General features: G+C 49.7%; 26 protein-coding genes. 8 read left to right on the top strand and 18 right to left on the bottom strand.

Annotated elements, in window-relative coordinates:
• Positions 1-119: 119 nt before the first annotated feature.
• Positions 120-839 carry a hypothetical protein gene (locus tag HOLDEFILI_RS05040; protein WP_006058411.1) on the bottom strand — a complete coding sequence of 240 codons (720 nt, stop codon included), beginning with the start codon at positions 837-839 and terminating at the stop codon, positions 120-122.
• A 227-nt stretch (positions 840-1,066) separates the two neighbouring features.
• Here HOLDEFILI_RS05040 and HOLDEFILI_RS05045 point away from each other — a divergent pair, with 227 nt between their 5' ends.
• The 5 genes from HOLDEFILI_RS05045 to pepF all read left to right on the top strand — a co-directional run bounded on the left by HOLDEFILI_RS05045 (position 1,067) and on the right by pepF (position 7,386).
• Positions 1,067-1,312 carry a FeoA family protein gene (locus tag HOLDEFILI_RS05045; RefSeq protein WP_006058412.1) on the top strand — a complete coding sequence of 82 codons (246 nt, stop codon included), beginning with the start codon at positions 1,067-1,069 and terminating at the stop codon, positions 1,310-1,312.
• Between the two features lie 2 nt (positions 1,313-1,314).
• A complete protein-coding gene (gene feoB, locus HOLDEFILI_RS05050) occupies positions 1,315-3,435 on the top strand; it encodes a ferrous iron transport protein B (RefSeq protein ID WP_006058413.1) in 2,121 nt (706 codons plus the stop codon).
• Between the two features lie 243 nt (positions 3,436-3,678).
• A complete protein-coding gene (locus tag HOLDEFILI_RS05055) occupies positions 3,679-4,377 on the top strand; it encodes a lysoplasmalogenase family protein (protein ID WP_006058415.1) in 699 nt (232 codons plus the stop codon).
• A 187-nt stretch (positions 4,378-4,564) separates the two neighbouring features.
• Complete coding sequence (locus HOLDEFILI_RS05060) at positions 4,565-5,323, top strand: SDR family NAD(P)-dependent oxidoreductase (protein ID WP_006058417.1); 759 nt, start codon at positions 4,565-4,567, stop codon at positions 5,321-5,323.
• Positions 5,324-5,619: 296 nt separating this feature from the next.
• A complete protein-coding gene (pepF, locus tag HOLDEFILI_RS05065) occupies positions 5,620-7,386 on the top strand; it encodes an oligoendopeptidase F (RefSeq protein ID WP_006058418.1) in 1,767 nt (588 codons plus the stop codon).
• Between the two features lie 122 nt (positions 7,387-7,508).
• Here pepF and HOLDEFILI_RS19170 read toward each other — a convergent pair whose 3' ends face one another.
• The 5 genes from HOLDEFILI_RS19170 to HOLDEFILI_RS05090 all read right to left on the bottom strand — a co-directional run bounded on the left by HOLDEFILI_RS19170 (position 7,509) and on the right by HOLDEFILI_RS05090 (position 14,648).
• Positions 7,509-7,964: a type 2 periplasmic-binding domain-containing protein gene (locus tag HOLDEFILI_RS19170; protein WP_156788853.1), complete on the bottom strand. Its 456-nt coding sequence runs from the start codon at positions 7,962-7,964 to the stop codon at positions 7,509-7,511.
• A 223-nt stretch (positions 7,965-8,187) separates the two neighbouring features.
• Positions 8,188-9,651, bottom strand: coding sequence for a glycoside hydrolase family 1 protein (locus HOLDEFILI_RS05075; RefSeq protein ID WP_006058420.1), 1,464 nt, complete (start codon positions 9,649-9,651; stop codon positions 8,188-8,190).
• A gap of 11 nt (positions 9,652-9,662) precedes the next feature.
• A complete protein-coding gene (locus HOLDEFILI_RS05080; protein WP_006058421.1) occupies positions 9,663-11,114 on the bottom strand; it encodes a PTS transporter subunit EIIC in 1,452 nt (483 codons plus the stop codon).
• Between the two features lie 266 nt (positions 11,115-11,380).
• A complete protein-coding gene (locus HOLDEFILI_RS05085) occupies positions 11,381-12,103 on the bottom strand; it encodes a LysR family transcriptional regulator (protein WP_006058423.1) in 723 nt (240 codons plus the stop codon).
• A gap of 415 nt (positions 12,104-12,518) precedes the next feature.
• Positions 12,519-14,648, bottom strand: coding sequence for an FAD-binding protein (locus HOLDEFILI_RS05090; protein ID WP_006058424.1), 2,130 nt, complete (start codon positions 14,646-14,648; stop codon positions 12,519-12,521).
• 167 nt (positions 14,649-14,815) lie between these two features.
• Between HOLDEFILI_RS05090 and HOLDEFILI_RS05095 the strand changes: the two genes are divergently transcribed.
• Positions 14,816-15,712, top strand: a complete 897-nt coding sequence (locus HOLDEFILI_RS05095; RefSeq protein ID WP_039864063.1) for a LysR family transcriptional regulator — start codon at positions 14,816-14,818, stop codon at positions 15,710-15,712.
• A gap of 284 nt (positions 15,713-15,996) precedes the next feature.
• Here the strand turns inward: HOLDEFILI_RS05095 and HOLDEFILI_RS05100 are convergent, their stop codons facing one another.
• From HOLDEFILI_RS05100 to HOLDEFILI_RS05110, 3 genes are all read right to left on the bottom strand, one after another.
• Positions 15,997-16,860 carry a DUF4438 domain-containing protein gene (locus HOLDEFILI_RS05100; protein ID WP_006058427.1) on the bottom strand — a complete coding sequence of 288 codons (864 nt, stop codon included), beginning with the start codon at positions 16,858-16,860 and terminating at the stop codon, positions 15,997-15,999.
• A gap of 104 nt (positions 16,861-16,964) precedes the next feature.
• Entirely contained in the window at positions 16,965-17,438 is a 474-nt protein-coding gene (locus HOLDEFILI_RS05105) for a hypothetical protein (RefSeq protein ID WP_006058428.1), read from the bottom strand.
• 21 nt (positions 17,439-17,459) lie between these two features.
• Positions 17,460-18,017 (bottom strand): hypothetical protein, encoded by a 558-nt coding sequence (locus tag HOLDEFILI_RS05110; RefSeq protein ID WP_006058429.1) that lies wholly within the window; start codon positions 18,015-18,017, stop codon positions 17,460-17,462.
• A gap of 229 nt (positions 18,018-18,246) precedes the next feature.
• On the opposite strand from HOLDEFILI_RS05110, the gene HOLDEFILI_RS18230 reads away from it, so the two are divergent.
• A complete protein-coding gene (locus HOLDEFILI_RS18230; RefSeq protein WP_006058431.1) occupies positions 18,247-19,017 on the top strand; it encodes a ZIP family metal transporter in 771 nt (256 codons plus the stop codon).
• A 74-nt stretch (positions 19,018-19,091) separates the two neighbouring features.
• Here HOLDEFILI_RS18230 and HOLDEFILI_RS05120 read toward each other — a convergent pair whose 3' ends face one another.
• Positions 19,092-20,000, bottom strand: a complete 909-nt coding sequence (locus tag HOLDEFILI_RS05120; protein WP_006058432.1) for a hypothetical protein — start codon at positions 19,998-20,000, stop codon at positions 19,092-19,094.
• A gap of 128 nt (positions 20,001-20,128) precedes the next feature.
• Between HOLDEFILI_RS05120 and HOLDEFILI_RS18235 the strand changes: the two genes are divergently transcribed.
• Positions 20,129-20,743, top strand: a complete 615-nt coding sequence (locus HOLDEFILI_RS18235) for a TetR/AcrR family transcriptional regulator (RefSeq protein WP_006058433.1) — start codon at positions 20,129-20,131, stop codon at positions 20,741-20,743.
• Between the two features lie 140 nt (positions 20,744-20,883).
• Here the strand turns inward: HOLDEFILI_RS18235 and HOLDEFILI_RS05130 are convergent, their stop codons facing one another.
• The 8 genes from HOLDEFILI_RS05130 to HOLDEFILI_RS19585 all read right to left on the bottom strand — a co-directional run.
• Positions 20,884-22,134: a glycerate kinase type-2 family protein gene (locus tag HOLDEFILI_RS05130; protein ID WP_006058434.1), complete on the bottom strand. Its 1,251-nt coding sequence runs from the start codon at positions 22,132-22,134 to the stop codon at positions 20,884-20,886.
• Entirely contained in the window at positions 22,131-23,015 is an 885-nt protein-coding gene (gene garR / locus HOLDEFILI_RS05135) for a 2-hydroxy-3-oxopropionate reductase (protein WP_006058435.1), read from the bottom strand. The genes HOLDEFILI_RS05130 and garR overlap by 4 nt, the downstream gene beginning before the upstream one ends.
• A 2-nt stretch (positions 23,016-23,017) precedes the next feature.
• Positions 23,018-23,677, bottom strand: coding sequence for an aspartate/glutamate racemase family protein (locus HOLDEFILI_RS05140; protein WP_006058436.1), 660 nt, complete (start codon positions 23,675-23,677; stop codon positions 23,018-23,020).
• On the bottom strand, positions 23,674-24,339 hold the full coding sequence (locus HOLDEFILI_RS05145) for a class II aldolase/adducin family protein (RefSeq protein ID WP_006058437.1): 666 nt from the start codon (positions 24,337-24,339) through the stop codon (positions 23,674-23,676). The genes HOLDEFILI_RS05140 and HOLDEFILI_RS05145 overlap by 4 nt, the downstream gene beginning before the upstream one ends.
• A gap of 96 nt (positions 24,340-24,435) precedes the next feature.
• The gene (locus HOLDEFILI_RS05150) at positions 24,436-25,815 is read right to left on the bottom strand and encodes a PTS galactitol transporter subunit IIC (protein WP_006058438.1); all 1,380 of its coding nucleotides are present in this window, start codon (positions 25,813-25,815) and stop codon (positions 24,436-24,438) included.
• Between the two features lie 25 nt (positions 25,816-25,840).
• Positions 25,841-26,125 (bottom strand): PTS sugar transporter subunit IIB, encoded by a 285-nt coding sequence (locus tag HOLDEFILI_RS05155; RefSeq protein ID WP_006058439.1) that lies wholly within the window; start codon positions 26,123-26,125, stop codon positions 25,841-25,843.
• A gap of 55 nt (positions 26,126-26,180) precedes the next feature.
• Positions 26,181-26,654, bottom strand: a complete 474-nt coding sequence (locus HOLDEFILI_RS05160) for a PTS sugar transporter subunit IIA (RefSeq protein WP_006058440.1) — start codon at positions 26,652-26,654, stop codon at positions 26,181-26,183.
• Between the two features lies 1 nt (position 26,655).
• Positions 26,656-26,982: PTS sugar transporter subunit IIA (locus tag HOLDEFILI_RS19585; RefSeq protein WP_006058441.1), on the bottom strand; the 327-nt coding region annotated here is incomplete at its 5' end.

The following is a 26,982-nucleotide window of genomic DNA, read 5'->3' on the forward strand; positions in this document are numbered from 1 at the left end:
ATAATATTCCCAGGCTTCGTGGCTGATCTGAACAACAGGTCTTTGCCTTGTACGATAGACAAGCAATCCCAGCGTCATCACCGCCACAACCAGAAGCATGATATTGATTCCTTTTCGTTTCATTCGCCTGCCTGCTCCTTTCCCGTCTCCCGGATCCTGGATGGATCCGCCTGCCGCGCAAATTCCTGATCGTCAGCCAGGCGCAGTTCTTTTTCCTCAAAATGAAAAACATCCTGCTCGTCAAAATAAGCGCCTTTGAGCTCCGCAGCATAGACCCTTTCAGAATCCAGATCTTCAAAGTAAATGATCAACGTCGTTTCATTCTTCTCATCCTCGCGCAAGGCAACCGTAATCCAGCTTGGCTGCCCTGTAAAACGCGGCGTCAGAGCCCGTAGAATCTCTGCTTTCTGAGCCTCCAGGCGCGGATCCTGACCGGTCAGCCCCGCAGGCAGGCCCTCCACCTTAAGTGTCAGCGGCGAGGCGTCCGGCTTCACCTTTAATAGTTCGGTGTAGACCGAATCATAGACCGGAATGACGGTCAGCGAATCCCCGTTATGCAGCCGGTTCAGCGCGGTGATCGGAACCAGCCCGGTTTCTGATTTTGCGAAAAACTCCAAGTTGGCGCAGAATTCCCCTTCCCGCGTAAGATTATAAACGGACTCGTGATTGGTAAATTCAACATGGCCGTAACCGTCAGTCCCGCTGAACTGAAAAACGCCGCAATGCCGATAATCAGTCGGTGTTAACGAACGGTTTAAAAGACCATAGACATTGCCTGCAATGAAAAGCCCAAGCGCGACAGTCAGAATTTTCGATTCCAGAAATTTTGTTTTCTTCATCCTTTTTCATTTCCCTCTTTTTTAAATTATATCATTCCCGCTCTCCTTCTTTCGACCGTCATCGAAATTGTAAGAATTCCTTCATGATCGAACAAATGGCATGCCGCTGCTTTTTAGGGCTTTCTTTTTGACAGCGGTTCCGTAAGCCTAGCAGCGCCAGTCCCCTTCACATAAGTTGGTAGTGGGAAACAAACTTTCCCATCACCAACTTAAAGGAGGAATTGACTATGAGTATCGTCCAATGTTCATTAAATCAGATCCCGTTGGGTAAGCGCTGCAAAGTCACCCAGCTCAACAGCACCGGCTCGATCCGCACCCGCTTGCAGGATATCGGATTAGTCCAGGGTACCGAATTGATCCCGCTGGTCAAAAGCTGCGCCGGCGATCCGGTCGCCTATCTGATCCGCGGCACAGTCATTGCCATTCGCGACAAAGATTCCCGTTCCATCCTTGTCGAGCATGACGAGGAATAAGTATGGGACTCACTGTTCAGTCAACCAGTGCGAAAGCCAGCCGTAACTTCCGGTTTGCGGACTCGGAAATTCTGGTTGCGCTGGCCGGCAATCCCAATGTCGGCAAAAGCACCGTGTTTAATGAGCTGACCGGCATGAACCAGCACACCGGCAACTGGCCGGGAAAAACCGTCGCGCTGGCGAAAGGCACGGCCCGGCATCAGGAAACGGACTATACGCTGGTCGATCTGCCGGGAACGTATTCCCTGATCGCCAACAGCGCTGAGGAAGCGATCGCCAGCGAATTCATCTGTTTTCAAAAACCCGCTGTAACGATCGTGGTCTGCGACGCGACGGCGCTGCAAAGGAACCTCAACCTCGTCCTTCAAATTCTCCAGATGACCGCGAACGTCGTCGTCTGTGTTAATCTGATGGATGAAGCGCGCAAGAAGAAAATCGAAATCGACCTGGAAAAGCTGAGCGAACTGCTTCAGGTGCCGGTCGTCGCCGCCAGCGCCCGCAGTCATCAGGGATTAGACGCGCTGATGGACGCCGTCGCCCAGCTGACGGAACATCCCCGCACACAGATCGCCTGTCTGGATTATCCGTTTGTAATTCAGAACGAACTTGACCGCCTGCGCGGACAGCTGCGGATGCTCGATCCGGCCTATGACATTCCCTGGATTGCCTTGCAGATCCTGAACAATCCGGAATCTACGCTGAAATCGTTATATGAATCAACCTCGCTGAGCCAGGCGGATATTGAAACGCTCCACAGTCTGGCTCTGCGCAGCCGCAAGGTCCTCGATCAGGCCTACAAAAACGACCGCTGGCCGGATCAGTTAATCCAGTGTCCAATCCAGCAGGCGCAGCAACTGTCCGAACAGACCGTAACGATGAACGAAGCCGAAGCGATGAAACGCGACCGGCAGATCGACCGGATTTTGTTCTCCCGCTGGGCCGGGATTCCTCTGATGATCCTGCTTCTGTGCCTGGTGTTGTGGATCACGCTGGCCGGCGCGAATATTCCCTCGCAGATGCTAGCGGAATTCTTATTCTCCCTGGAAGCGCCGCTGGCAGAATTTCTAACGGCGCTGCATCTGCCGGGTGTCATCGTCACCATGCTGAGCGAAGGGATGTACCGGGTATTAGCCTGGGTGGTCGCGGTTATGCTTCCGCCGATGGCGATCTTCTTCCCGTTGTTTACCTATCTTGAGGATCTTGGTTATCTGCCCCGTGTCGCGTTCAATCTGGACAAAACATTTGCCAAAGCGCATGCCTGCGGTAAACAGGCGCTGACGACCTGCATGGGCTTCGGCTGCAACGCCGCCGGCGTAATCGGCTGCCGGATTATCGATTCTCCGCGGGAACGGCTGATCGCGATCCTGACAAATAATTTTGCTCCTTGTAATGGAAGATTTCCCACACTGATCAGCATCCTGACCATGTTCTTTCTCGGCTCGGCCGCAGGCCTGACACAGTCGCTGCAGTCGGCACTGCTTTTAACCCTGACAATCCTGCTGGGACTGGGTATGACGTTTCTGGTCAGCCGGCTGTTGTCAGCCACAGTCTTGAAAGGTGTGCCGTCCTCGTTCACGCTGGAGCTTCCGCCTTACCGCCGGCCGCAGCTGGGCAAGGTGCTGGTCCGCTCGGTCTTTGACCGCACGTTGTTCGTGCTGGGACGGGCGATCACCGTAGCCGCGCCAGCCGGCATTCTGTTGTGGGTGATGGCGAACGTCGGCATCCAAGGTCAGTCGCTGCTCGCCTGGGCGTCGGGATTCCTCGATCCGCTAGGCCGCTTCATGGGACTGGACGGCGTAATCCTGATCGCCTTCATCCTTGGATTCCCGGCGAATGAAATCGTCATCCCGATCATCATCATGGCGTATATGGCCAATGGCTCGCTGATCGAAATGAGCAGTCTGGCCGCGATGAAGGACTTGTTTCTGGCGCAGGGCTGGACGTTGACAACGGCGGTGTGTACTTTGATCTTCGTGCTGTTTCACTGGCCTTGTTCGACGACCTGCCTGACCATTTACAAGGAAACCAAGAGTGTCCAATGGACCGCCGCGGCGATCCTGATCCCGACGGCCTGCGGCGTCGTCTGCTGCAGCCTGGCGGCGTTTATCCTGCGGATGTTCTGAGTCTGATCGAGCCGTCACAGCCAGCTTGAAAAGGAATACCGAAAATCTTTCCAAGTTCAAGAATCAGCCCAATGTTTCTTTCTTCCCTCCCTTTGGGAGCGCCCCGCGCGCTCCTTTTCTTTTTCTTTCTAGTCTGTTTCAGTTTGATTTTTGCCAAGCCGGAAAAATAGGATCAGCGCTGTCTTTCAGCGAACTGATAGGACAGTGCGGAATGGGGAAGGCTAAACCGCGGAGGTGGCGCTGATGTTTCTGCTTGCGGTCTTTTTCAGCGGTTTGATCCTGGCGATGGAGAACGGCATTCTGCCAGGTGCCGCGGAGATTGAATATTGGAAGTGGACCGGGGTTGTCCTGTGTCTGGCGAGCGCGCTGTTATCCAGGCGGAAGGACAAGCCTGGGGATCCGCTGCCGATCTTCATTCTGACCAGCTGTGCCCTGGCCGACTTGTTTCTGTTGTTTACGACACAATGGGAAATTGGAATTGCGGTCTTTTGTCTTGTTCAGCTTTGTCTGAGTTTCATTCTGATTTCCCGCGAACAAACGATCCAGCTGTGTCTGATCACCGGCGGTCTTGTCTTTATTGCGGGGCTGCTTCTGAAACTCCCCAAACTGATCTGTCTGGCTCTGTTCTACACGATCCAGACGGCCTTCAACCTCAGCGCGGCGCTGGGAATTCTGATCGATACTTTTCCGTTAAAGCAGACAGCGGGCAGGCGGAAGGAGATCAAATCAGAGTTTCAGTCCTCGGATATTCAAACCCGGATCTGGACATCGGTTGGGGCTGTGCTGTTAGCCTTGTGCGATCTGAATGTCGTGCTTTTCCAACTGGGCGGTTCACGGACGGCGGCCGGCGCATGGATCTGGCCCTTTTATATGCCGGCCCTGCTTTGCTTCGCTCAGGCCGCAAGACTAAGCAAGCCTGCCCTCCATGACAAAAGACCGTGAATTTCTCCCTGGAAAGACAACGGCTTTCGGTTCTTTTCATCGTCGCCAGAATCGGATGGATCCATCAAGTACAAGTCATGACTTCACTTTTCGATTCAGACTTTGTGAAAACAATACTTTGTTAAAATTTGTTTTTTCTTCACGAGTCAGTGCTATAATGAAACTAAGAAAAGGGTAGGTGATTTGTATGCTTAAACTCTCTGGAAAAGTGGCCATTGTTACCGGCGCCAGCTCGGGCGTCGGCGCGGGCGTCGCTAAAGTTTTAGCCGCCCACGGGGCTTCCGTTGTGCTCTGTGCCCGCCGGCAGGAAAAACTGGATCAGATCCGGCAGGAAATCGAAAGTCAGAAGCCGGAAGGCCAGGTGCTGACCGTCGTCTGCGACGTTGCGGACGAAGCTCAGATCCGGCATGTTGTCGATGAAACTATCGCTCATTTCCAAACGGTCCACATTCTGATCAACTGCGCCCAGGGCGCTATGCTTTACCGGCCGATTGAGGACATCGATACGGATTACGCGCTGCTGGCGTACAAGACCGGCCCGCTGGCCAGCCTGAAATTCATGCAGCTGTGCTTCCCGTACATGAAAGAAAACCACTGGGGCCGCATCATCAACACGGCTTCCGCGGCTGGTTATGACGGCAGCGCCGGCTTCGGTGCTTACGGCATGGCCAAGGAAGCGATCCGCGCGATCACCCGCACCGCCGCCAACGAATGGGGACAATACGGGATTACATCCAACGTCTTCCTGCCGATCATTGCAACGGAGAATTTCCGTACTACTCAGCCAGCCGCGCTGAAAGCGCTGGAAGAAAGATCACCGCTGCACCGCATCGGGACGACGGAAGAAGACTGCGGACCGATCATCGCCTTCTTAGCTTCAGAGGATTCCGGTTATTTCAACGGTCAGAGCTTCATGCTCGACGGCGGTCTGCACATGCACTCCTGATCCGCTTTTAGAAATTCATCTGCGGAGAAGCTGACAACATCCGGATTTTCCCATCATCATAGAAAAAAAACAAACGTATCTGAACACAAGCGGAGGGGTGACGATCAATCAACCCTTCCGTTTTTCTATACCTATTGATAAACGAGCCGGACGCTAATCTTCTCTGGAGAAAGGATCAACGCTCAACGATCCCCGCTTTCTTCTGAAACTTTCTTGTCCATTGTCATTTTGTCGAGCGGAAGAAATAGGAAAATCTGAAAATGATGATACAATAAAAGACAGAGGTGAAATCAACGATGGAAAGAAAAGAAATCAGAATTGAAGATACCTGGGATCTGAGCGGTTTGTTCGCCGATCAGGCCCAGTTTGACACCGCGATGGAACAAGCGAAGCAGCTGCTGAGTGAGATTACACAGGCGCAGGGACACATCACAGAATCCCGTGAAAGCTTCCGGCAGTTTATGGACAAACAGGAAGCGCTGCAGCGGCAGTGTGAAAATCTGACGGTCTACGCTCAGATGCGCGCCGACGTCGAGCCGGAGGATCCGCAGGTCCAGCAGAATTTGGCCAAATCCGTTGCCTTTGTCAACCAGGCGGCGGCCGCCACAACGTTTGTTGATCAGGAATTCATTGAACATCAGAAAACCGTCGAAGCTTATCTGACGGAAGAAGACTGCGCGGATTACCGGTATCCGATGGAAGAAACATTCCGCACGATTCCGCATCGTCCGGACGCCCCGACAGAGCATCTGCTGGCACAGATGAGCGAGCTGTTCCAGAACCCGCAGAAAACCTTCAAGGCGTTTGTGCCGGAATTTAAACCAGTGATGATCGATGGAAAAGAAGAGTTCTTAAACCAGGCGATCATGAACCAGCTGCTTCACAATCCGGACAGGGAAATCCGCAAACAGGCGTTTGAGCATTTCTATGAAGAATACCGCCGGCATCAGAACGTCTTCTGTTCCACGCTGACCGGCCATGCCCAGGGCCAGGTGCTTCAGGCAAAGCTGCATCATTTCTCCAGCGCATTGGAAGCGAGCCTGTTTGAGGATGGCGCGGATGTTCCGCTGTTTCATCAGGTGCTGGAGATGGCGAATACAAAATATCATCCGGCTTTCTGGCGTTATAACGAATTAAAAAAGAAGATCATGAAACTGGACGACTGCACCAGCTATGACCTGAATGTCCCGTTAGTCCAAGCTGTCGATGGGCATTATGATCTTGATCAGTGCTTTGAAATTCTTGATCAGGCGTTAGCGCCGTTAGGCGAAGAGTATCAGGCGTTGTTAAAGCGGGCGCGGACTGAGCGCTGGATCGATTATTATCCGCATCAGGACAAGCGCGGCGGCGCGTATTCGTGGGGCACCTATGATTCCAATCCATTTGTGCTGACCAACTTCACCGGCGGTTATGATTCCTTAAGCACGCTGGCGCACGAGCTGGGACATTCGATGCACTCGTTCTTCTCCCACCGGGCTAACCGGCCGCTGTTAGCGGATTACCGCATCTTTGTCGCCGAAGTCGCCTCCACCGTCAACGAAGTGCTGCTGAATCAATACATGCTTCAGCACAGCGACGATCCGAAAATGAAGGCTTCGTTGTTATACAACATGCTGGAACAGCTGGTAGGCACGCTGTACCGTCAGCCGATGTTCGCTCAGTTTGAGGCCTGGCTGCACGAGCAGCTGGAAGCCGGACAGGCCTTATCCTCCTCAGACTTGACGGATTATTATTACAAGCTGAATCAGGACTACTATGGACCGGCGGTCACTGTGCATGAACTCGAAAAATACAAATGTTATTCTGTTCCGCATTTCTATTACAACTTCTACGTTTATAAATACACGATCGGCATGTCCGTTGCCTTATCCTTCGCTTCCCGGATTCTCAAGGGAGAAACCGAAGATTACCTGCGGTTCTTAACGCGCGGGGGCAGCTGTGCTCCGATTGATCAGCTGGTCGAAGCTGGTGCGGATCCGCGGGGAGAACAGGTCTATGACGATGCGTTCCGCTATTTTGAAGAAACGCTGGATCAGTTTGAAAAGCTGATGCAGGAAATATAAGTCTGTTTCCCGCATTCTTCTCGCATCCATTTTATAAATCCTGCTTTTATCCCCGAGGGTCCTGGGGAAGGCAGGATTTTTTTACTTATCTTGATTGATTCTCCTGGTTCGTTGTTTCCGGCTCAGTCTTCTGCCGATGCGGCCTTTGGGGAACTGGTGGAAGTCCGGCCTGGAAGTTTCTTATTCAGGGGCAGCGCAGCTTTCTGTACGATCTGGAAAAACCGTTCGGCAATCCGACTTTGCGGCCGCAGCGGAATCGCCACGCTGAGCTGCCACGGATTCTTGTTGCGCATTGGTATTTTTACGATCTTCTCGCTGACAATGGGAAACTGAGGATTACAGATTGCCAGTCCTTTCCCTTCCTCGACCAGCCGGCGGATTGCTTCCAGATCGCAGCCGCAGTACACAATCCGGGGTGCGGCATTGTTATTGGTACCTCGGAACGGATTATGAAAATTATACCGGATTGTTCTATGCCGTGTGACAAAAGACTTTTGAATAATGATTAAAGACGAACAAATCCGCGGATTTCCTGCCTGAATGTTTCTTCCTGTATAAATAAAACAAGGTGTTGGCATAAAGCCTGTATTTACCAGAAAAAAACTGCTGATTAAACTCCCCTTCTATTTACAACACTTATGAACATAAAAGCATAGATGGAAAACCTGTTGCAGGTGTTTTCATCCATGCTCCTTTTCTCTCGATTTTAAACTTTATCTGGATACCCAGGAAATTCCATTCCTATCCTTTTAGGATTGTCGCCGTCTCTTTAATCCCATTCCATGACGAGAATTCCGTTTTCTAGTCCATCAAGCTTTTACCATGGGTCTTAATTACTTTTTGATACCAATAGAAGCTATCTTTCTTATATCGTTTTAAGTCACCGCCGTTATCATCACGATTAACATAAACAAAGCCATACCGTTTTCTAAAGCCTTCGGAGGTACTTATGACATCTAAGAAAGTCCATGCGTGATAGCCGATCACCGGAATTCCCTCTTGAATCGCCTCATTCATTTGTAAAATATGATTCTTCAAATATTCGATCCGATAAGAGTCATGGATTAGTCCCTCTTTTTCCAGAGTATCGGGAGCGCCATATCCGTTTTCACAGATCATTAAAGGTAAATGACATAATTCGTAGACATTCCGGAACGCGATATGAAATCCAATCGGATCCGATCTCCATTTGTTCCGCTCATCCTCACTGATAAGCGGATTTTGTAAACATCGGCACAATCCCGGCAGTATTCTGCTGCGCGCATCCACTCTCAATCTTTCAACTAATTCAGGATCAACATCTTCAGGACAGTATTCCGCCGCATTTGAACGATAATAATTAAAGGCAAAGAAATCAGGTTTTCCCTTTTTGAGTGCGGCTGAATCTTCTTCTGTTATCTCAGGACACCAGTCGTTATCTTTTAACCATTTGATGTAATAACCCGGATATTCACCTCTGCAATGAACGTCAATCATATAATGGAAGAATAAATCATTAGCGTTTCTTGCCGCTAAGACATCTTCCGGCTTACTCGTTAATGGAAAATGCGGAGCATACGCCATCACAGGAGCAATTTTTGCTTCAGGATCAATTTCGTGGCAAGCCGTGATCGCTTTAGCACAGGCGACATACATGTAATGATTGCACCGGTGCCGCAATTGTTCACGCTTCAAAGGATTTGTTTCAGTGATTCCAAGGTACCCATCTCGGCGAATCATTGCATTTTGTTCGTTATTAACAAGCCAATATCGAACCTTTCCTTTGAAATGTTTGAATAAAAAACTGGCATAGCGAACAAAATCAACAATTGCCTGACGATTTGAGAAGCCTCCATATTTCTTTTGCAAGCCTGCCGGAAAATCAAAATGATACAGCGTAATAATAGGTTCAATTCCATATTCATTTAAGCGGTCAATGATATTTTCATAAAATTGCACGCCTTTTTGATTGGGTTCCTCATCATCTCCATTTGGAAATATTCTAGTCCAGGCAATTGAAAAGCGATATGATTTCAACCCGCACTCTTTCATCAATGCTAAATCTTCTTCCCAATGATGATAATGATCTGACGCCACCGTACTATCCGCAATTTTGTCACCTTTATTGGCCAGGGCTTTGGTCGGTTCTTCATCGGGATTGATATTCATACTGCGAATGTCAGCTAAAGAAAGACCTTTTCCATCTTCATTGTAAGCACCTTCTGCCTGGAAAGCTGATGTTGCGGCTCCCCATAAAAAATCTTTTGGAAACACTATTTTATTCATAAGATCACCTATTACTTTTCTTCCTTATAGAGCAAAAATGTAACCGCAAAGGATATGGATATAGCCAGTACATATCCAAGCAATGCAACATACAGATTATTGGGATTGGCGGGGTCAATAAATTGAGGAATACCTAAGATTCCCGTCCCCATCATCACAGTTGAACGTAAGTGCAATAAGGACGTAACCATGGCAGAGATAAATCCTGCAATCACAACGCCGGCCATGGCTTTTTTATTTTGCAGCGTCACACCATACAACGCAGGTTCACTGATACCGAAGAAGGCTGAAATTCCTGCGGAGAAAGCAACCGCCCTGTAATCTGCATCTTTTGTTTTTAAAGCAACCGCAAAGCAAGCGCCTGATTCTGAAATGTTATGCGCAATTTTAGCCGGTGCGTTAATATAATCAAAGCCGGTTGAAGCAAAGGCCGCCGTCGCATAAGGAACCAACGGCTTATGCATGCCAACCGCGGTTAGAAACGGTAAAATTGCCCCTAAGATCGCAACGATGATCCAGCCAAAAGACGAGTGCAATGATAATAATCCAGCAGTAAATAATTCCCCCATTTTAAATCCAAGCGGAGATAAGAATAAGACTGAAATCGGTGTAACCACCAAGAAGCATACGACGGGGACTAAAATAATTCTTAACGGCTTAGGACATACTTTCCTAAAACTCTTTTCAACAGCAGCCATCAGCACTACGGTTAAAATAGCGGGGAAGATCTGACTGCTGTAAGAATAATTAGGAACCATGAGTCCAAAAATAGACACCCCTGCTTCACTGGCAACTGCGGTCGTAAACGCTGGAAGCAAGGTAACCGCCGCAATGGCAAGCGCAACAATTTTATCGCAGCCCAATTTTTTCGCTGTTGTCACTGCGATAATAACGGGCAGAAAGTAGAATACTGCATCGGATGCCGCAATAAACACTTGATAAATACCATCGTTTTTAGTAAGAACCCCGGCCGTAACTAAAATAGTAAAGATACTTTTTACTAAACCGGCGCCCGTCAAAGCCGGAACTAGCGGATTAAATACACCGATTAAGAAATCCAAGAATATTGACGCATATTTCTTAAATCCTTTTTTAGTTTTAACCGGTTCCTTAACATCAACGGCTCCGCCCACGGTCACAGATTTTGCTAAGACATCATAAACTTCAGTAACATCCTGGCCAATAACTACTTGGAATTGAGCATTAACGATGACCGCCATTACACCCTTTATTGCTTTTAAACCTTCAATATCAGCTTTTGAATTATCGACTAAGTTAAATCTCAAACGTGTAGAACAATGTTCAAGGTATTTAACATTAGAAGAACCACCTACTTTTTGCAGAACCTCCTCTGCAATTTTCTCGTATTTTTTTTCAGGCATTGAATTCGTCTCCTCTTCAAAGTTATTTTTCTTCATTCGTGAATTGCAATTCTGATTATAAAGTACGATGTTTTTAATCATTTAAAAACTGCTGTTTTAGGCTATTAAATATCTTGCTTTGCGCTATTTTAAAAACAAGCCTTACGTCAAGCCTGTTTTTAATGTATTCGCTTACATTTAAATTATTTCAATATCTTCAAGCTGGCGAATATATTCATAAATTTGTTTCTTAAAAATTTCAATCGCTTCGATTCTGCTGGCCAGCGGAATTTTATGCTCGATCAGATAACAGGTTAAATAGGGCGGTTGATTTCCTAAGGTATTAATCTTGATAGCGTATTGTTTTTCTAGTATTTTTGCCGTGGATATATTGGCAATCGCCCATCGATTTTATCATCCATTAAATAAACTGCTGAATTCGTCGAAGAAATTCTCACTACATAGTGATTCCCAGACCAAAACTGATCATGCCATATTTCATATTCTTTATTATATCGGATATAAATTTCGTCCTTTGCCGATAATTCATTGGGCATGATCCCATCATAATAAGGACTGTCTGCTTTACTGATCAGACAAAATTGTTCTTTGAAAACAGGGGTTACAATGATATCGGTATAATTAATCGCATTGTAGATATAAGCCAAGTCATTTTCTCTGGATGCCACCTTTTCATATAAATCCCGTGAGTGATAGGTATAAATATTCAGTCTCATTTCCGGATGCTTCATAACATAATCACGATATATGTCTCTAAAAGTATAAGCATTAATTCCATGGACGGCCCCGACTGATAAATGCATTCTATCCTGACTCTTGCCGATTTGAAGCATCTCATTCCACGTCGCATGATATTGATTCACTAAACGTAAAAACTCAACGCCATGAGTCGTTAGTTCAATCTTTCTGATTCCTTTTCCGCGTGTGATCAAGGTTGCGTTCAATTCCTGTTCTAAAGTTAAAAGTTTATGGCTTAAATAACTTTGCGAAGTATACGTATTTGAGGCAGCGGCAGAAATACTTCCATATTTAACAATATCGGTGAAAGCTTTGATCTGATCATGTTCCATAACACACCTCTTTATTTTTTAATATTAAGCATTAACTTATAAAAACAATATCAGTTAATCCTGTGTCATTCAATACTTTTTACCGGAGTTCCAGCCCGGTGCTTGTGCCCATAAAACGTCTTACAAATTTTGTGATGTTTATGTTCAGGTCATACCGAAGTGTTTTCAAATTTCATCCCTGCTCCGAAAGGTTCATCTATTCATCATCGTCACAAGATTCTATTTAAAAATCATTCTTTAATTAGCGATCTTATCTGCCCGCTGCTGATCAGGGCGTCGTCATCGAGTCTGCCTTACAAAATAATGCGCGGTAAAATCCGACCATTTAGTCCCAGGTGCTTGTCTTGTGAACAAGCGCAAAAAAAGACCTCACTTCAAATTAGAAATGAGATCTTCTTCCTGAATTAAGCGCTGGTTATTCAGCCATTCCGACTTCTGCCGCAGCTTTGCCGCCTAAATAGCCGGAGACAAACGTCCAGGACTGAGCCTGTCCGCCCCATGGGGTGTACGGCTTGCCTTCGATGTTTTCTACGCCCATCGAATCGGTGCCCACTGCGAACAGGTTCGCAATCGGCGTGCCGTCTTCGCGCAGCACATTCATGTTGACGTCAACGTCCAGACCGCCGACGGTGCCGTAAGTGTAGCCGGATACGATCACAGCGTAATAGGTTGTGTCTTCGCCGCCCAGCGTTTCCGCCAAAACGTTGGCATCACAGCCAATCTGTTCCGCAAGACTCTGAATCGAATCCGCTTTTAACACGTTCTTGTACTGCTGGCCGACTTCCAGGATCGTATCCAGATCCGCGATCGGCTGGCCGACTTCAAAGCTGCCGCCCTGGCCTAAGAACATACTGGTTGCCGTCGCGAAGTTTTCACTCAGGCCTTCGTTTTTATAGGCCTCAATCTGTTCCGCGGTATACACGTTGTAGTATTTATATTCCGGAATCATCGCTTCCGATAATGTCGGGTCCAGCGCTTCGCCATTGACCGTCACACTGGTTTCTCCCTTGACCAAAGCGAGCGCGGATAAGATTGCCTTCTGATCGGCAGTCAGATCGTCGTTTTTGATCAGATTCGGAACCTGCAGGATATGAATCATCGGCGCTACGCCCATCATATAGGTTGTACCGCCGGCCGCCAGTCCCATCTGAATGCCTGTGCCGTCGTTGACTAAGGAAGCCACCGTGTTCGGCATGGCCTCCCAATTTTCCAATACCATTTCCTCGTTGCCGATATACCCGCCGGTTGCCAGAATCACAGCATCGCCATAGATTTCATAAACTGTTCCGTCATAGGAAACGGCCTTAACGCCTGCGATTTCACCGTTGTCAAACAACAGCTCCTGCGCCGTCAGCTCCAGCTGATAGCCGTTCTTTTCATTCAGCGCTGCCGCTTTGTCCATCGCCCGGTTGAACTGGTTGGTTTTGGTCGGTCCAAAGATATTCGAGGTTCCATTCTCCCCGACATACCGGGTCCAGAACTGCGACCATTCCGGCTTCGCAAAGCTCATGATCATGCCGGAAAATTCAAAACCGAACTGATCAATATAGTAATCCAGATAAGTTCCGCTGTTATACACGGCTTCGTGGATAATATCCGCTTTCTCCTCGGTTTCCACATAATCAATCCAGGTCTTGTAGACGTCATCCGGATTCGCAAACGTCACATCCTGATAAGCTTCATTTTTTGAATTGATGACCATCGGGCCGGTCGTTGTCGCGGATTGTCCGCCCAGCTTGGCTGTCGTTTCAATGCCGAAGACCGCCGCGCCGGATTCCGCCGCCGCGCAATAGGACAAGATTCCCGATCCGCCCAAACCAACTACAATGACGTCGTAGCCTTCCAGCTTGACGATATCTGATTTCTTTTCCACCGGGGTCTGCCACTGAGCCGGATCCCCGCCGGCCGCAGTAATCGCCTGGGCCGCTAAATCACGAATCGCATTGGACGTTGCCGTCGCGCCGCTGATGTTGTCGACGGCCAGACTCTGCGCTTCGATCATCCGCGGGATTAAAGCGTCAAATGCGGTCTGCGCCATTTCACCGGTCTCGCTTTCGTGTTCCTCGGTAATGGCGATGCCGGCCAGCTTACCGCCTTCAATCGTAACATCGGCGCTGATCATGCCGGTCCAGCTGTAGCCGGTGCTTTTGACCGGATAGGTTCCGTCTTTCAGCTCCGCCTTGGCGGTTTCTTTTCCCTGGGCCTGATCCAGGGCCTGGCTGACGGCGGTTTTCACCGCGTTGCTGGTCACGGTAGCGCCGCTGACGCCGTCGATCTCCGCGCTGCCGGCTTCCTTAATGGCCGCAGCCAGCGTTTCCAAAGCTGCGCCCCCGATGGCTGGTGTTTCCTCCGCACCTTCCAGAACAACTTCGGTCACGGCATTAGTGTCAGTGGTGATCGTGGCGGTTACCGTGCCGCCGAATCCCTGGGCCTGTGCGCTGTAGGTTCCCGGCGTGTATTTCCCTTCCGCCGGCTTCTGCGCCTGGCAGGCTGTCATCGAGATCAGCAGCGTCAGACTCAGAATCATAGTCAAAACTTTCTTCATTTTCTTCCTCCCGCTTTCTTCTTTACGAAGAATTCGCTGTCTTCATTGTATTTGATTTTATTTTCACAGGCAATCAACCTTTTTCTTCACCTTTGAAACTTTGAGTTTCATTCATGATTGACAAGGCTGATCCGGTATGTTTCACTAAGAGCGAGGAGAGTGCAAAGATGGAACTTCGGCAAATGATTTATTTTAAGGAACTTTCGGAATGTCTGAATCTGCCCGCAGCCGCCCGGGCGCTGTACATCACGCCCCAGGCGTTAAGCAAGTCCATGCGTGTTCTGGCGCGGGAATTTGATACTGAAATTTTCTATCGCGATCAGGGAAAACTGCGGCTGACGACCTTCGGCCAGGCGCTGCTCAGCGAAGTCACGGTCTTGCTTAGTCAGATCAACGCGATGGAGGACCGGCTGAAAAACATCGCCAGCCAGGAAAATAATCATCTCCGCGTCGCCTGCAGCCATGGTATTCTCCAGGGTCATTTCAATTCCGTCTTCACCGCGTTCAAAGCCCAACATCCAGAGATAGAAATTGAATTTCTGGAATTGCCCGACGTCTTTGCCGAACAAATGGTGGAACAGGAGGACTGCGACCTCGGACTGTCGATCAATCTGCCCAACAAGCCGGAAATGTTTGAAACAACCGTGCTCCAGCATTATCAGCTGTGCGCCGTCGTTCATCCCGATCATCCGCTGGCCCGTCAGAAAACAACGACGCTGAAGCAATGCAGCCAGTATCCGCTGATCACCAAAAACCGGATTTTTAAAATCTGGCAGGCTGTGGAACAGTGCGCGCTGCGCCAGCAGCTGCATCTTTCCTACGCGCTAAGTTCGCCCAACGAAATCGCCTGGAAAGAGCTGGTCCTCAGCAACCAGGGCGTCGGCATCGGCACGACGTATTACCGCCGGGATGATCAGCCGGACGAGCTGCCCGTGATTCCGTTTACGGAAAAAGAGCTGACCTGGGATATCTGTCTGATCCGCCGGCGCGATCATTATTGTTCGCACAGCGCCAGTCTGTTAATCGAAGCTTTGAAGCAGGCGCAGGATCCGGAACTTTGTTGATCGCCGTGCTTCATGAATTTCAAAACTAAATTCCTGACGGCGCTCCGGACTGGAGTTTGTCCATCTCGCATTCTCGTATTCCAGAGTTCTCTCCGTTAAGGCGAGATAAGCTTTGATCAATCTTGTCTTACTCTGAGGAACTGATCAGTCAGGCCTCTGATAAGTCATTTAAAAACCGGCTGACCCGCCGGTTTTTCTTGTTTGTTTTGATTTTCCGAATTTTTTCCATTCCAGACTTGTTCATTCCGTGGCTTCCCTTGCTTTGAAAGCCTGGATTCTGATGCTTATTTCTTAAAATTCAAATAGTTTGCCAGATTGGCGTTCGGATCCAGCTTGGCTTTGATCTTCGGTGTGCGGCAGCTCATCAAGACGGTAACACCCGGACCGTGACCGGAAATGTAGCTGTCGCCATGGATGATCACGCCGATCGTGACCGCGCCCTGGCAGTAATCCGGACCATGATCGTTGCAGTGGTCCTGAATCATTACGATATCCCCGAACCGCAGTTCCTGTAATCCCAGCTCCGCAAACGATTTCGCGTCGCGCGTCATGATATCATAATCGCCACTCAGCATCGTGTCGCTGCCTAAGCCCGAACCCATTAACGCCGCCGGAATCACCTTCGTGACTGGCACAACCAGACAGCCGTCCTGTTCCTCAATCCCCATTTTATTCAGCAGTTCCGGATCCAGATTCATCACGGTGATTTCCGGATAATCCGTCAGCGTCATGCCCTGGCCGCAGGCTTTGACTAAAAATTGATCGTCGATCGTCAGTTTTTCCAACACTTCCTGTTCAAAGGCAATCATGACATGATCAATGCCGCCGTGTTTGCCCGTGACGTAGCCTACTGTGCCTTTTGCTTCACCGGTGATGACCTTGGCCTGATTGCCGACACAGGTCAAGGTGTTGTACGCCATATCCATGGCCGGATCCGGATTCTTCGTACTGACGCCCGGTTCGACATGATCGCCGGCCAAGCCCATACAACCATCGCCAATCTGGAAATTATACGTGATCCCGCCGGTCGCCGGCAGAATCCATGGCCGGCCATCGCTGCCGACACGGTACTGACGCTTCATTACCGGCGGATGAACCTTGCCCTGAACGGATTGCATGATTAATTGTTCCTTGTTGAATTTGATCATTGAAATTCCTCACTTTCTCATTGAGCCTATTATATCATTTAATTTTCCTTGTATAAAAGCGAGGATTGTCCCCGCCGTTAATATTTGTTCCTTATGCCTCTGTATTATCGCCGGCGCAGCGACGTGATTCGCCAGCCGTCTGCCGTTTCCTTAAAATTTAGCAGCAGCTTCACCGTCTGCTCGTCCGCAGTATAGGTAACCGTGACGTCATAATCCCCGCCGCTGAGTTTTTCCACATTCGAGATCTGACGGCAGTCCTGGGTTTGCATTGTCTCTTCAAAGCCAAGAAACCGGTTAAACCCTTCCGGCATTCGGTTGGCGACAAAGGCCTCTATCGCCTTATCCGTCATCACCGGCGAAAGATAATCCTGCAGCTGCGCAGCCCAATCTTCTGCCAGCGCCGTCCGCTCTTCCAGCGTTTTCGCATCGTCGAATAGATCTTCCGGCATGACGGGAAGCGTGTCTGTCAATTCCAGAAAATGTTCCGTTTGAGTCCGCAGAATTTCCTCGGTTGTGGGTTTCGTCTGGCAGCCAAACAGACACAGAGTGATGATAAGACATAAGAACGCTTTTTTCATTATCAAACTCACCTTCCTTAACTAAAGCATTTGATATTTATCGTTTATTTCAAAATTATAGTCTTTTAATAGTTTAAACAATTGGCGATATTGATCTCGTGTTAAATTTGTTATTGCCCCGGTTCTGCTTATGTAAATAAAGTCACGGAATTCATTGATTGGCAGCGGATTTTTTAAACGCGTTATGTTGGAAATTTTAGCGTACCATGGACTTTTCCAATATGAATATTGATAGCCTGAATCAAAAGTTTGATACGGAAGTTCCTGAATGATTCCTAAACCAACAATCATTCCGGCATATTTTTTATATAATTGACGTTCTTGCTCGGCATAAATTAGTAATTCCTGATTTCCAATTGCCTTACATTGAGCACAGACATGTCCCATGTGATCTTTTGACGTCTTTGCGCACATAAATACAACGATGTCATGAATTTGCGCATCTTTCTTAACAGTCCAGTCCAATGTTGTAGCTTCACTAAAGAAATGATCAATGTTCGTCATTTGGTCTGTTTCATATCGATCGATTAAATCTTCCAATTCCACAGGGGATTGGAAATTAGTAATAAATGCTTCCACGCTTGTTTTCCCCCTCTTTTCAAATGAGCTTCTGACTTTGAATCAGGATGATCTGTCCATTAAATTCTAATTTCATTATACTTGAATTCCAGACAAAATTTCTTTCAATTTATTTTTCTTTTTTATTTGTTTATGTAATGAAGTCAACCGGGCAAAATAGAATCATAAGAAACAGGATGTTCTTGACACGTTTGATATAATTAAAGACGCTGAAGGGAAGGCGATCAACATGGTTATGGCTGTCGTATTGACATTTGTTGCGGGGGTGCTGGGCACGCTCTTAGGCGGGGTTCTCGGGTTGCGGATCGATCCGAAATCTTCGAAATCATTAAGCTGTCTGTTGGCCTTTTCGGCGGGGATGATGATCAGCATGATCTGCTTTGATCTCATGCCGGAAGCCTTGGAACAGGCAGGTCTGGCAATCGCTGTCGCCGGCTGCGGATTGGGCGTGCTGCTTCTATTAAAATTTGACGGTTTGTTTCATCATCATGACGAACATCCCGATGAATTGGATGATCTGCATCATCACCATCACGCAATGGAAGAAGTCAATACTAAAAAATTAATGCAGCTGGGCATGATGATGATCGGCTCGGTCGCTCTGCATAATTTCCCGGAGGGTATGGCGGTGGGATCCAGCGCGTTATATGAAGTGAAAACGGGGATGATGATGGCGCTGCTTCTAGCCCTGCATAATCTGCCGGAAGGCATGGGTATGATCGTCCCGCTGCGCAGCGGCGGGGTTGGCAAAGGCAAAGCGTTGTTTCTGGTCGCGTTAAGCGGACTGCCGACCTTGATCGGCGGGATCGCCGGCGTCCTGCTGGGTTCGATCAGTCCGGTATTCATCGGTTTCACCCTGGCGCTGGCCGCCGGATGTATGTTGTATGTTACTTATTATGAAATTCTGCCGCAGGTCACGCTGATGGAAAAAGGCCGGCGTCCGCTGGTATTCCAGCTGGCTGGTTTCCTGTTAGGCTTCGTGCTGATTTCGATCATGTAAAATTAAAAGCTGAAATTGACAACGGGATTCCTGGCCGAATCCTCGTTCAATCTCAGCTTTTTCTTTTCGCGTCTTTATTCTGCAGTAAACGGCGTTCCCTGTCCTGATTCAATCAGCTCATAAGCCTGCTTGATCAGATTGAAATAGTTCGGTGCTCCCGCTAACGTGGCTCCGGTCGTTACATCCGCAACCGCCCATTCGCCTGCGTCATTTTTAGCAATATCCGAGGTTTCCGGATAAGTTCCATAATTGACGCCGTGATCGTAAACATAATTTTTGATCAATTCAATATTCCCTGGGAAGGTAATCGGACTTGGCCAGAAGCCAACGCCGTGTTCAATAGAGGCTTTTGTTCCAATCTGAATTTCCGCTGTTGGTTTTCCTTCGCTGTCCAGCAGCTGCACCTGTTTCGCTAACGACTCGTGATACCAGGCTCCGCCCTCCTGTGTTGCAATATAGCTCATAAACTCGATGTCTTCACCTTCAATTTCCGTGGTATAAACAACGGAGTCCGCTGAGGCTGCCGCCGTCCAGGTCAGCCCATTCAGCTCAAAGGCTGCCGGATAACGCTTTTCACCTGCCGTGATGACAGCCTCATCGCCTAAGGCTTCCGCTTTTTCATCGTCGAGAATAGCCCAGCCATCTGCTCCGCCGGCCGAGACCGGAAGCAGAGCTTCGACAAAATCAATAAAGACGACTTCCTTGGTTTCATCATTGACGTAAACCGTCGTTTGAATCGAACTGTCGACCGAATCGCCTTCCTGATTATAAACGCCATAGACCGTTGCGGAAGTGAGCTTCATCCCCTCCTTGGCCAGTTGCTGAACATCGATGTTCCGGTAATCCACCACCGTCGGTTCTGCGCTGGCTGTCGGTTCCGGCGTTGTTTCCGGAGTTGGGGTTGAACTGGCGGCTGGGGATGCGGAACAAGCGGTCATCAGCAAACCCGCTATTAGTAAAGCAAGACTTTGTTTATTCTTCATTTCTTTCCCTCCTAAATTAGTACATTGTACTAATTTAGAGTTTAATCGTTTGTTACTTATTTGTCAAGTCCCAGGTTAATTTGTCAGAATGGAAACCGCATGCTAGAATTAAAGCCGGGTGATGCCTCATGAATAAGAATCTGAAGCACGAAATTTTAGCGGCCGCACAATCCTTTTTTAATGAAAAGGGATATCAGGAAACCACGATGCGCGATATTGCCTCCGCTCTGGGAATCAGTCTGGGTAATTTAACTTATCATTTTCATAAAAAAGAAGACTTGATGATCGCTTTGCTGAAATGGCCGGATTTTATGAATCAGCCGCCGGCTTCCACTTTTACGGAGTTTTTTGAGTTGATCGAAGCGATGATTGATAGTTTGATTGTCAACCGCTTCTTCTATACAGTTGATGAACTCGGCCGCGCGACGCCGGAGTTTTACCGGCACAACGTCGATATGGTAAGTCAGATTGAAAATCATCTGGAGTTGTCTTTGCAGCGGTTAAGCGACCGCGAATTTTTAGTTCCCTGGCTGAGCGATGATGAACGGCATGCTTTTACGCGGATGATCATGGACAGTCATCTTATCTGGATTAAGAATTCTTTTTACCGGGAGGTTCAGGATCAGCTTTCTTATGCGAATTTTCTGGATATTCACTGGCATTTGCTTGAAAGTCATGTTCGAAAAGAAAAAATATCTGAATATCAAAAGTGCCGATCATGGCTTTCTTTTGAACAAGATTGAAAATGAAGGGAACATGGCAATTTTTATTCATACAGAAAGGATCATGCTTTCGGATTTTTATAAATTTCCGATTCACGATCCTTTTTTATACTTTAGTTTTCGATTTCGGAACTTTTAATGCCCAGACAACTGGTTATCCTTTACTCCCGTTCAATCAAGGCAATGATCAGATCGTTGACATTGGTTCCTGTCGGGCCTGTGACGATCAGACTTCCAGCCTTTGCTAAAGCTGGATAGGCGTCAAAATTCGTGATCGCGGCTTCTCCACTGCCTTCAAGCCGGATCCAGGTTGTTTCGTCCGCCAGTCCCCCGGCTGCGTCTGTCGGTCCGTCCGTTCCGTCCGAACCGGCTGCCAGAATCGTAATCCCGGGTTGTCCCTGAAGTTTTTGCGCGCAAAGCAAGGTCAGATGTTGGTTTCTCCCGCCCATGCCAGATCCGCTCACTTCCACAGTAGGTTCGCCGCCAAAGATCAGCGCCTGCCTTTCATTGGAAGCCAATCCTTTTTGTGTTTCCTCACAGGCTTTGATCAAGCGCTTAGCCAACGATGAAACAGAATCGGTCACAGCGGCGGAAACAATGTGCGCCGGATAACCGTGACGCTCACTTGCCGCTCGGGCGGCTTCGCACAGTTCTTCTCCACTGCCTACAAGCTGCCAGCGTACCGGCCCGCATTCTGACGCTTCCGTACTCGAAAGGTAGGGAAGCAATGCGGGATCCAGCTTTAGCTGATATCGCCGGATCAGCGGCATCAGCGACTGCCCGGCGAAGGGATCCGCAAAAACGGGTCCCGACGCGACATCCCGCGGATCGCCGTTGACAATATCCGACAGTATCAAAACTTCAATCGGATGCGGTCTCAGCAGGGCTGCCAGTTTTCCGCCTTTGAGCCGGGATATCCGGCGGCGGATCCGGTTGAGTTCCTCAATCGGTGCGCCGCTGCGCAGAAGCTGTTCATTCAAGTACTGAACTTGCTTTAAGGTAACACCCTCAGGCAGGACTTCGGCCAGCGCGGAACCGCCGCCGGACAACATAATCAGCACCCGGCTGTCCGGCTTCAATCGCCGCGCAAATTCCAGGATCGCATGGCCGGCTGTCAGGCTGGTTTCATCTAGAACAGGATGCGAAGCCTCGATGATCGTCAGCGGTGGCAGCGGTCCCCGGCTGTGTCCATGCTTCGTGATCACCAGACCTTCCCGCAGACCATCGCCCAAGGTTTCCCGTGCCGCCTCCGCCATTGTCCAGGCAGCTTTGCCTATCGCCAAGAGCGAACAAGGCACATCCTGCGGCCAATCCGCCAGCGCCTCGCTTACACGTTTTTGCGGCTGAACCTGCGCCAGGGCTTCCCTTAGAATCGCAAGCGCTTCCGCTTTCCGCTCCGCCGATGAATTCATGAATGCAGTGCAACGCCGCTCAGCAACTCATAATAGCGAGTCAGCGCGCTGTGATCCTCCGCGCCGAAGCCCTGATTGGAAAGCAGCTCCAGCATTTCCATGACCTGCGCTGTCAGGGGCAGCGGTGCACCGGCCGCATGTCCTGTTTCCAACGCGTTATTCAGATCCTTGATATGCAGATCAATCCGGAAACCTGGCTGACGATGACCCGCGATCATCATCGGCGCCTTGGCTTCCATCACAGTAGAGCCGGCCAATCCGCCGCGAATCGCTTCAAATAAGACTTCCGGCTTCACTTCCGTCCGTACAGCCAGAGTGAAAGCTTCCGCGACTGCCGCCATGTTCACCGCGACGATAATCTGATTCGCCAGTTTCACGGTATTGCCCGCACCGCATGGTCCGCAATGAACGGCTGAGGAACCCATTTCCAGCAGCAGGCCTTTTACTTTTTCAAAAGTTTCTGCATCGCCGCCCGCCATAATCGATAACGTGCCGTCAACCGCTTTCGGCTCGCCTCCGGAAACCGGGGCGTCCAGCATCGTCACGCCTGCCTGCCGGCATCTCTCTGCCAGAGAGCGGCTGGCCAGCGGGGCGATCGAACTCATATCAATGAGAATCTGGCCTGGATGGGAACCAGCCAGAATTCCGTCTTCATCACACACCGCAGCTTCCACCTGCGGCGAATTCGGCAACATTGTGATCACAACTTCAGCACCCTCCGCCGCTTCTTTCCCGCACGCTGCCGGTTTTGCCCCCAGCTCAACAAGCTCCGCGATATGCTCCGGATGATGATCCGCGACGGTTAGTTCATGTCCCGCCCGGATTAAATTTTTGGCCATCGGACGTCCCATGACGCCCAACCCGATAAATCCAATTTTCATTCTTATTCCTGCCTTTCCGCAATCGGGATCAACTGACGCACGCCGGCTTCCAGCGAAGCCAGCACCGGGACAGGCAAGGTCTTGCACAGCGGCAGTAAAATTGCCATGCTTCCCTGCGCCATCACCACGACGTCATTTTCTCCGGCTGCTTTTTGAATTGTATCAAAAACCATCCGGATGTGTCCTTCCTGATCCTGGGTTTCCATCAGATACGCCAGCGCGCCGGGAACCAGATACTCCTGAACCGTCACAGTCCGGTTCTGCTTTCGCGCCTCGGCCTCGATCAGCCGCCGGCTGGGCGGCAGCGTCGTTTCCACTGTCGCGACCAAGCCGATCCGCGGTCCGGTTTCGACCGCTTGCTTCGCCATCGGTTCGTCGATTTTGAAATAGGGAATCCGCAGGCATGACCGCGCGGCGTCGACCGCTTCAGAAACTGAGGAACACTGGTTCAGGATTGCGCCGCAGCCCATTTCCTGCGCCATCAGCGCGTAACGGACAATCCGGGAGGTGACCGCTTCCGTAAGATGGCCTGCCTTCATGACATCGTTGAGCAAACTGTCGTCGATGATGTTGACCATCTCCACCTCCGGCAGCCATTGCTTAAACAAGGCTTTGATCGGATTCAGCGTTACAGGTCCGGTATGGATCACCGCGATTTTCATGCTTTTTTCTCCCGATGGAATTTGCAGTACCGCTCAAACGAGCCCGCTTTGTATTCTTCCGGAAAACGATAAGGCGTGCCGATCGCCCGGATCAAAAATAATGAATAACAGGTTTTTTCCACAATCTCAGCGACAGTCATCGCCATCTGCATATCACCGCCGACGCAGCAGGAGCCATGGTTGCGCATCAGAACCCCGGCCAGTTCGCCGAGCTGATCGCGGACCGCTTCCGCCAGTTCATCGCTGCCCGGCGGCGCAAAAGCTGCGATTTTCAAATCACCACCCAAGTAGTTAGCCGCTTCAATATCCAGCGCCAGCATTTCCTCAATTCCTTCGATGGAGGCGTAAGCGGTGGCATACGTCGAATGCACATGAACAACGGCATTGACGTCCGGCCGGTTCTTGAAGATATAGCGGTGCAGGTTGTGTTCGATCGACGGTTTCCATTTACCTTCCACTACATGGCCGTCCATATCTATGACGACTAAGTCCTCTTCCGTTAACCGATTATAATCCATTGAAGTCGGGGTGATGACGAATCGGTCTTCCCCCAAAACGCGGGCGCTGATGTTGCCGGCAGTGCCGACGGTGAAGTTCTTCTCGCAGGTCAGACGGCAGCCTTTGAGCACTTCCTGTTTCGCTTGTTTCAATGCTTCGCTCATGTTTGAGTCCTCCTTTGAAAAGGAAACAAAGGCAAGCTGACTTTGTTTCCTTGTTTCATTTGATAAATACCGCAGGTTGAATCTGATTTTGATTCTCTACTGAATCTCGGATGAAGCCTGTGCTTGTTCTTCCTGTTCCATTAACGCGTCTTCCTTTTTCAGCCAGCGTGTATACAGAACCCAGCAGGTTCCCCATACGACTGCGACGATCAACGGCAGGAAGTTGCCTTGCAGGAAAGCGAACAGCTGTGTCGCATAGGTGAAAACCGGAGCGTTGATTGAGGAATTGGAAATCAGTTCTCCGGCCGCCAGTTCAACAGCACCCGTCTGCATCGCCAGCTGCGACATATACGGAGCGATCGCGGTTCCGACATACAGGAAGACCGGAGCGCCGATCGCGCACAGAATCAGCATCCGCGGCACGTTGCCCTTGGTGACGATCCAGGCCGGAACGGCCAGCGACAGATTGATAACGCCGGCAAACGGAAGCAGATTGTTGCCTGGCAAAATAAACGAATAGATAACCAGCATCGGCACAATCGCGATGACGGCGATCCAGATTTCATTCGCACCGCCTAAGTACGGCCAGTCCAGACCGACATACAGCTCGCGGTCCTTAAAGCGCTTCTGCATATACGCCTGCACCGCCTCGCTGATTGGCGCCAGCGCCTGCATGAACAGCTTCGTGACCATCGGGAACAGCGTCATCGCCGTGCCCGCAACCAATCCCAGCTTGAGAATATTGACGATGTCATACCGGCCAATAATGCCGAACACGCAGCCCAGGATGAAACCCAGCACATGGTTTTCCGCAAAAATACCAATCTTGTCGCGCAGCTGAGCGACGCCGAATTCTTTATTCAAGAACGGAATCTTCCGCAGAATCATATCAAACGGCCACAGAATGCAGCTGAAGAACAGTGTTCTGTGAGAACAGGTAACGCCTGGAATTCCTGACATTTTCTGCAGACGTTTCTGATGCGCGTCGCTCGACCACAATTCCAGAACGATCTGAATCGAAGCGACGACAAACGCCAGAACGACGGAATTGGTCGTCCCCATCACGATGACCGCGGTAAAGATTTTACCCCAGACATTCCACAGGTCGGCGTTAAACGTCTTTGTTTTCCCCAGTGCCAGAAGCAGGATATTAATTCCGATCTGCAGCGGGAACATCGCAAAGGCATACGGCCAGGCCCATGAGATAACGGACATTGTTGTCCAGCCGCCGTCCATGATGGAAAGCTGAACGCCGGTGGCTTTGATCATCGCTTCCGCGACCGGCGTGATCGCTCCGCGCATAAAATTGATAACCTCGCTCATGCCGGTAAAAGCGATGCCCAAAAGCAAGCCGGCGGAGATAGCGTCCTTCGGTTTCATCTTGACGATCAGCCCCGCGATAATCATGATGATCGGCACAAAAACAGAAGCGCCGAAGCCTAAAATCCAGTTGATTAAATCCTGAAACATTTGCATTATTTTCCACTCCCTCCTGGTTGGACTACCGCTTCAGATCCGTGATGATCTTCTGCAGTTCTTCTTCTTGTTTCATCCCCGTCAAAAACGCGATGCCGTTATAAACCGGCACTTTATAATCCTTCAGCGGACGGGTGATGTACACATAGCCCGCCACATCCGGGCCGGCCAGATAACGGTCCAGTGATTTCATATCCACGGCTTCCACCGTGCAGGAACAGCCTCTTTCCTTCAACAGCCGGCTCAGCTTACTGGCGACAGTTTGGGATGTCGCGACGCCGCTGCCGCAGGCAACGATCAATTTTTTCATAAATTCTCCTTTTTCACACAATGCGTTGTTTTCTGAATCAGCGGAAATGAGCGAATCATTCCAGATTGCCGATCTCCGCACAGGCCAGCCGGTAACATTCCTCGACATTTTCCGCCTTTAACAGCTGGTCTGGAAAATCCGTGCCGGAAAACAGATCCATCAGCTTCTGCAGCAGGCGGATGTGATATTCGCTGTGATGATGGAATCCCAGCAGGAACACGGCTTTCACCGCAATGACTTCCTCGGATACCATCTGTTTCCACAAAAGCTTGTCCCGCAGCCGGATCACGGCCACGAACGGTTTTATAATGTGTTCCGGGTCGGTATGCGGAATCGCGATCGGAAAGGGTTCCGTCGGCAAAGCCGTCGGATATTTTCCCTCCCGTTCTTCAATTGCCTGTAAAAAGCTGGCCTGTACAAAACCCTTCTCGTAAAGTTGTTGAAAGAGAGATTCAAACAGGTCGTGCTGACTCGTATATGTCGGATCCAGATAAATCAGATCGCGGTAAATCATCGGTTCTTTCTGCATCTTATCCCTCCTTCCCAATCAAGACTGCCCGCAAGGCGTCCGCGTCAGCCGCCCTGCGGATCCGGGCCAGGCCTTCCGGCTCCGATACCCGTTCGTTAAACTGCGATAAAGCTTTCAGATGATTCTGGAAATCAACCGTTGCCAGAATCAGGATGATATCGGCTTGCAGATAGTCGTGAATAGCGATCTTATGCGGCAGCCGGACCAGACTCATGCATGTTTCATTGACGCCGGCGTCAATCGCCGCATGGGCAATAATTACTCCGTCCGCAACCATGATGTAGGGTCGCTGAATCAGGATCTGACGGATCATCGTCTGAAGATAGCG

It is taken from the genome of Holdemania filiformis DSM 12042 (genome assembly GCF_000157995.1).
Lineage (GTDB): Bacteria > Bacillota_I > Bacilli_A > Erysipelotrichales > Erysipelotrichaceae > Holdemania > Holdemania filiformis.